The organism is Micromonospora sp. DT81.3 (genome assembly GCF_049847225.1).
Classification (GTDB): Bacteria; Actinomycetota; Actinomycetes; order Actinomycetales; family Microbacteriaceae; genus Microbacterium.
This window is the reverse complement of sequence record NZ_JBNCNY010000031.1, coordinates 1-4,724: the sequence shown is the minus strand read 5'-3', so window position 1 is coordinate 4,724 and position 4,724 is coordinate 1. Positions and strand designations below refer to the sequence as shown.

8 protein-coding genes are annotated in these 4,724 nt (G+C 63.0%); 1 reads left to right on the top strand and 7 read right to left on the bottom strand.

The annotated features are described in order from the left end of the window. Positions 1 to 354: 354 nt before the first annotated feature. From ACPW96_RS23105 to ACPW96_RS23085, 5 genes are all read right to left on the bottom strand, one after another. A complete protein-coding gene (locus ACPW96_RS23105) occupies positions 355 to 933 on the bottom strand; it encodes a hypothetical protein (protein WP_425886075.1) in 579 nt (192 codons plus the stop codon). A gap of 27 nt (positions 934 to 960) precedes the next feature. Beyond that, positions 961 to 1,227: a hypothetical protein gene (locus ACPW96_RS23100; RefSeq protein ID WP_425886074.1), complete on the bottom strand. Its 267-nt coding sequence runs from the start codon at positions 1,225 to 1,227 to the stop codon at positions 961 to 963. Between the two features lie 23 nt (positions 1,228 to 1,250). Beyond that, entirely contained in the window at positions 1,251 to 1,622 is a 372-nt protein-coding gene (locus ACPW96_RS23095; RefSeq protein ID WP_425886072.1) for a hypothetical protein, read from the bottom strand. Between the two features lie 184 nt (positions 1,623 to 1,806). Continuing rightward, positions 1,807 to 2,115: a hypothetical protein gene (locus ACPW96_RS23090; protein ID WP_425886070.1), complete on the bottom strand. Its 309-nt coding sequence runs from the start codon at positions 2,113 to 2,115 to the stop codon at positions 1,807 to 1,809. Between the two features lie 203 nt (positions 2,116 to 2,318). Next, entirely contained in the window at positions 2,319 to 2,900 is a 582-nt protein-coding gene (locus ACPW96_RS23085) for a recombinase family protein (protein WP_425886069.1), read from the bottom strand. Between the two features lie 183 nt (positions 2,901 to 3,083). On the opposite strand from ACPW96_RS23085, the gene ACPW96_RS23080 reads away from it, so the two are divergent. Beyond that, positions 3,084 to 3,287, top strand: coding sequence for a hypothetical protein (locus ACPW96_RS23080; RefSeq protein WP_425886068.1), 204 nt, complete (start codon positions 3,084 to 3,086; stop codon positions 3,285 to 3,287). A 4-nt stretch (positions 3,288 to 3,291) separates the two neighbouring features. Here the strand turns inward: ACPW96_RS23080 and ACPW96_RS23075 are convergent, their stop codons facing one another. Continuing rightward, the gene (locus ACPW96_RS23075) at positions 3,292 to 3,480 is read right to left on the bottom strand and encodes a hypothetical protein (protein WP_425886067.1); all 189 of its coding nucleotides are present in this window, start codon (positions 3,478 to 3,480) and stop codon (positions 3,292 to 3,294) included. A 391-nt stretch (positions 3,481 to 3,871) separates the two neighbouring features. Further along, complete coding sequence (locus ACPW96_RS23070; protein WP_425886065.1) at positions 3,872 to 4,171, bottom strand: hypothetical protein; 300 nt, start codon at positions 4,169 to 4,171, stop codon at positions 3,872 to 3,874. Positions 4,172 to 4,724: the final 553 nt, after the last annotated feature.

Here is a 4,724-nt window from a genome sequence, read left to right as displayed (position 1 = left end):
GTAACCCACGAGTTTTGTGAGCGAGGCCCCGTCCCGCGACCCCCTCACCCAAAGAGGGCCACTACATACCGTCTAGCCCGGCTCTCCATTCATCGAGGGACACCTCGATCCAGCTGAAAGTCGCGAACCCCGTCCGCTCAGCATCGGAATCGTCCACGTAGATCAAGCGCGCTGGGCGTCGAGAGGGAGTCTGCATCGACCCAGCCTAGAGAGCAAGCCACCCTGCTCCTCCGAGCCGCGAGGAGCGCGACGGACGCCCCGCCGTGGTCCCGGCCGCCGATTCGCTCAAGCGACTACTGCCTCGCCAGCTGCACCAGGAAGGGCTGTCACGACCCCCAAACCTCGACCGCCCCCCTACTCTCGTTCCCTGCGCCCAGGTCGTTTCGGCGTCGGGAGCTTCGTAACTGTCCGATTGATGGGGTCCCAAGGCGGTGGCGCGCTGAAACCCGCCCGCCGGTCAACGTCGAAGGCAAATCGGGTGAAGGTCGACCACGGCTGCTTTCCCAGCTCTCCGTGCCTCCATTTCCGCATCAGTTCCGGAAGCTGCGACAGTCGAGCGCGCTGCGCCTTCGGGTGCAGGCTGACGATCGAGTAGAACGCGGACGCAACCTCACCCAACGTCTTCGCATCCTCACCCCGAGCAACCATCCGCGCCGCTTCGAGGCGAACCCCCAACTCGTACGGTCCCGGCGCAAGCCTGTCGATATCGGCGGCCTCCGGCGATCCACCGGCCTCAACTTCGTCGAGGTGCCTCTGGTACTCGTCAAGCTCCCGCACGCGTGTCGGGATCGCGAGCACTATCCCCGATAACGCATCATCCAGACGAGCCTGGCACGCCTGCCGGCTCTCACGGGTGAAAATCAACACCGTGAACGCACCGGCAAATGCGGCACCAATGATCGTGGCCAACAGGGTCGACCAGAACTCGTCCAATCCTCGTGCCTCTTCCCGTTGTCGCGCCTATTCCTGTCGCGACTGCTTCTCTTTCAGAGCCGCGAAGTAGTACTCCTCGGCCGCATTCCCGACTGACGCGAGCCCGTCCTTCTCCCACTCGGCCCCCTTCGGAGCCCCGCCCAGCGTGGCATCGAACTTCACCGCGTCGCGGACCGCTTTGGTGACCTCCCGCAGCAGATTGGCCCGCTCATCAAAGGGAAGACTGCTCGCCACGGCGCGAGTCTCGCGGATGATGCGAGCGGCAATCTGGTCTGGTGTTTCGGCATTCGTCATGGGCACATTCTGCTGCACGACGATCACAGCGACGCCGAGTCGTTCTCTTCCGCGTCAGGGACGCGATCAAAAAACCACGCCCACGCGTCATCGAGGGGGTCGTGAAGATAACGCCATTTCACCCGCTCGTCGTACCAACGAGCGCGGCGCGCGAATGTCTCGCTGCTCCAGGTGTGTTCTTTCCAGATCCATCCGCCACCGTAGGGACCCATGCCGTAGGGGAGATCCCCGAAACCGCCTGTTCTGGCCACCGTCACGAGATTGTGCGTGCGCGCTCCTCGCGCGAGAGCCAGCGCTCCAACGGACTGGCCGCCGGAAGACTCGAGGTGATCGTCTTGGAGCGCGATCTTGGCGATGTTGTGATGCTTGACGTAGGCCTCATAGAGGTCATACACAGCGTGGAGTCCGAAGTGGGCCTCGATGGCGGCCGCTTCGATTCGATCCCCCTGTACGCGGTCTGCACGCGCTGCGATGTGAGGTGCAGGGCTTCGAGGTTCAGCAGGTACTCGTCGCGCAGATCACCCATATCGCGAATGTTCGCCGCCCAGCGGTCTGGTCGGGCAGAACGCGAGCCTTGGGTCAATCGTCAGTAAGCCGATCCAAGAAGGTCCGCAGCTCGAAGGTGAGCGCCTCTTCGGATTCCCCCGTCGCAGAGCTCAGGCGATCAAACAGCCAGTGATATGCCACGCTCGTCGCGAGCAGTAGTCGCGTGAAATCTAAAGTCAGCTCGCCTTCATCGCTTTGCGTCGCGGTGAGAGCATCACCATTATTAAGACTGATCATTGCTGTCTCGAACGCTGCGCGTTGTTCGGCTTCGTCGTCGCTCGCGGAGAAGCCGGCGTAGAAGTCGAGCAGCGTTTGGGCTGTGTGCCGGGTTTGAGCATCCATAGGCCCAATGATTCCCCGACAGGGACTCGTTGGGGGTCACTTGAGGTCCAGCTGAACGGTCCCGGCCGCGCTGTGTCGTGTGGGGATCGCCTGGCGTCACGCGCCGCTGCGCCAGACGGCCGTAGCAGGACGCGGTGGACAGCGTCCGTGTGCGGAGATCGTTAGGGATCCCGTTGACGGGCGTCTATACGGGACAGAGAACGTCACTCAGCGAGATCGTGAGAGCGGCGGTAGAAGGTTGCTCGGGACATTCCTAGATCGCGGGCGACCTGTGCGGCCGACTGTCCGCTCTGCACGAGGTGGAGAGCGTTACGGATCTGGCTGTCGGTGATCCGGCGCGGCCGCCCGCCGAGGTCCTTTCCGGCATCGCGGCGTTTGCTGATCGAGTCGATGATGCGTTCACGCTTGATGTCGTGTTCCATCTGTGCCAACGCGGCCATGATCGTGAACAACATCGAGCCCATCGGTGTGGAGGTGTCCACGTCGCCGCCGCCGAGGTTCAGCACCCGGAGACCCGCGCCGCGGGCGCGTAAGTCTTCGGCGAAGGTGAGCATGTTCTGCGTTGATCGCCCGAGCCGGTCCAGGGTGGTGACGACGAGAGTGTCGCCGACCTCCAGCGCGCCGAGCGCGCGGTCGAAGTGAGGGCGTGCCGCTCGAGCACCAGAGACACCCTGATCGATATAGAGGTCGTCGCGGCGGACGCCAGCGGCGAGGAGGTCCGCTTCCTGCCGGTCCGTGAACTGCTGACGCGTCGACACCCGTGCATAGCCGATCAGCTTCGCCATCCCGCTCCCTGTGTCTCATAACTAACGGTGAGTACCGGAATTCAACCATCCTGTTGCGAGACATAGTTACGAGACTCGCCGAAGTACGGAAATCCGCTTGGCCGACATTGGCAAGCCGAGACTCGGTGAGACGCCTCGTATCCCAAGGGATATGCGACAGTCACCGTGAGGAGGAAGGCCGCCGTGATGGTTGCCGCGGCGGGTCTTCCGGAAGAGGATCCCACGGACGTCTATCTGCGCGTCCTCGCCGCGTGTGTACGGCTCAGCCCCGAGGGTGACCGCGGCCTGTCCGGTCAGCCCGCTGTGATACTGCAGGCGGCGCTCGTGCTCTGCCCCGAGGCCCCGCGCGCCGGCCTCATGGAGATGGAACTCGCGACGCGGGGGTGAGGCATCACTCCAGCTGCTCGGTGAGGGCCTCGATCACGGCGGATTCCGCACCGGAGGGGCCGGCGCGGAAATGCGCGATCTGTGGGTATATCGTCATGCTGCCGCCCGCGATGCCCGAGAAGTCGGGATCCCAGCCGCCCTCGTAACTGCCCCACGACGGCGCAAGCGGCGGAAGGAAGTTGTCCGCCGGCACGTAGCAGTTCGTCTCGTTGGCGTATCCCCCACGGACAGCGAATCAGCTTCCAGGGTCGCGTATCCAATCCGGCGAAGTTCACAGATTCAGATGCGCTGCTAGCAGCCTTCACCAAGCTGCGGGACGGGCGCGGATAGAGCGGGATCCGTCTAGCGCGGCTCCGTGATGTAGTCGAAGTCGGGAACCCGCGACGCCTCGGGAAGGGGTCAATCTGCGGGGGCGTTCCTAGGCTCCTACCCGGAGCAGAAGCCACAGGAAGAACGCAATCCACGCGGCACTGATCACCCCCGGCACATAGATGAAGATCGTGGAGGGGTTGAGCGGGTCATTCTTCGCTCGTTGCTCGATTTCATTATAGATCCGGTAGGGATCGACTTCTCTATCAACCCTTTCAACTATGGCTCTCCAACGTCGAATATACTTTTCGCGACCTATCGCCGTCAGCAGCCAGAGTTAGCGAGAATACGAAGCCGACGACCGTGATAGCAATTGCTTGTGTTCTTGCGTCCACGAGACCCCGCGATTGCTGCACGTCCTGGGGGCCGATCGAAGATGCGAACAGGGACAGCAGCGCCGCCTGAATTACGGCGATCAAGCCGGCTTGGGTCCATTGCGCGGAAATATCATGGCGAAAGTGTTCGCATGCTTGCAGGAAAACCTCAAGCTTTACCGCGGTTTTCTCTTCATACATGGACCCCATCCTTTCGAGGGCATCATCGCGGGTGGCCAGGACCTTGTCAACCCCGCGCGTTGACTCATCGAAGGTGGCCCGCGTGGGGGTGATCGAAGAATCATTGGGGGATTGCCCGCGCAGCGGTGTGTCTGCCGGTGTCCGCTGTTGCGGGCTCTGGACGGTGAGTCATTGATGCGTCACGCGGAACGAGGCGCGTGCGCGCCCACGCCCGCCTCGTTCCGAGGGAATGACTCTCCCAAAGCTGCGGCCAGGCTTGCCGTGCTCGCTGAGGAACGATTGAGCGTTCCGGCCAACATGCCTCGCCGCGTGAAGGTCTCCGCGCTGGTCTCAAGGAGGCGGATCGGATGGCGGGGGCTTTCGGTGTCAGCACACGATGTGGCGCAGTCCACGGTACAGCGCCGATTAGGCTCCGAGCGTGCCCGACGTCGGGGCGCACGGAAGAACGGTGAAGGGCAACGACGCGCTCCGTTAGCTGTAGTTCCCTGGGACGTTGTGAACATCTGAGGTAAGCGAAGACCTCCGCGTCAGGATGTGGGTTACCACACTCACT

Bases quoted from the DNA above. Each gene is read 5' to 3' on its own strand.
- ACPW96_RS23085 (WP_425886069.1), bottom strand. From the start codon at position 2,900: ATGGCGAAGCTGATCGGCTATGCACGGGTGTCGACGCGTCAGCAGTTC.
- ACPW96_RS23070 (WP_425886065.1), bottom strand. From the start codon at position 4,171: ATGTATGAAGAGAAAACCGCGGTAAAGCTTGAGGTTTTCCTGCAAGCA.
- ACPW96_RS23090 (WP_425886070.1), bottom strand. From the start codon at position 2,115: ATGGATGCTCAAACCCGGCACACAGCCCAAACGCTGCTCGACTTCTAC.
- ACPW96_RS23100 (WP_425886074.1), bottom strand. From the start codon at position 1,227: ATGACGAATGCCGAAACACCAGACCAGATTGCCGCTCGCATCATCCGC.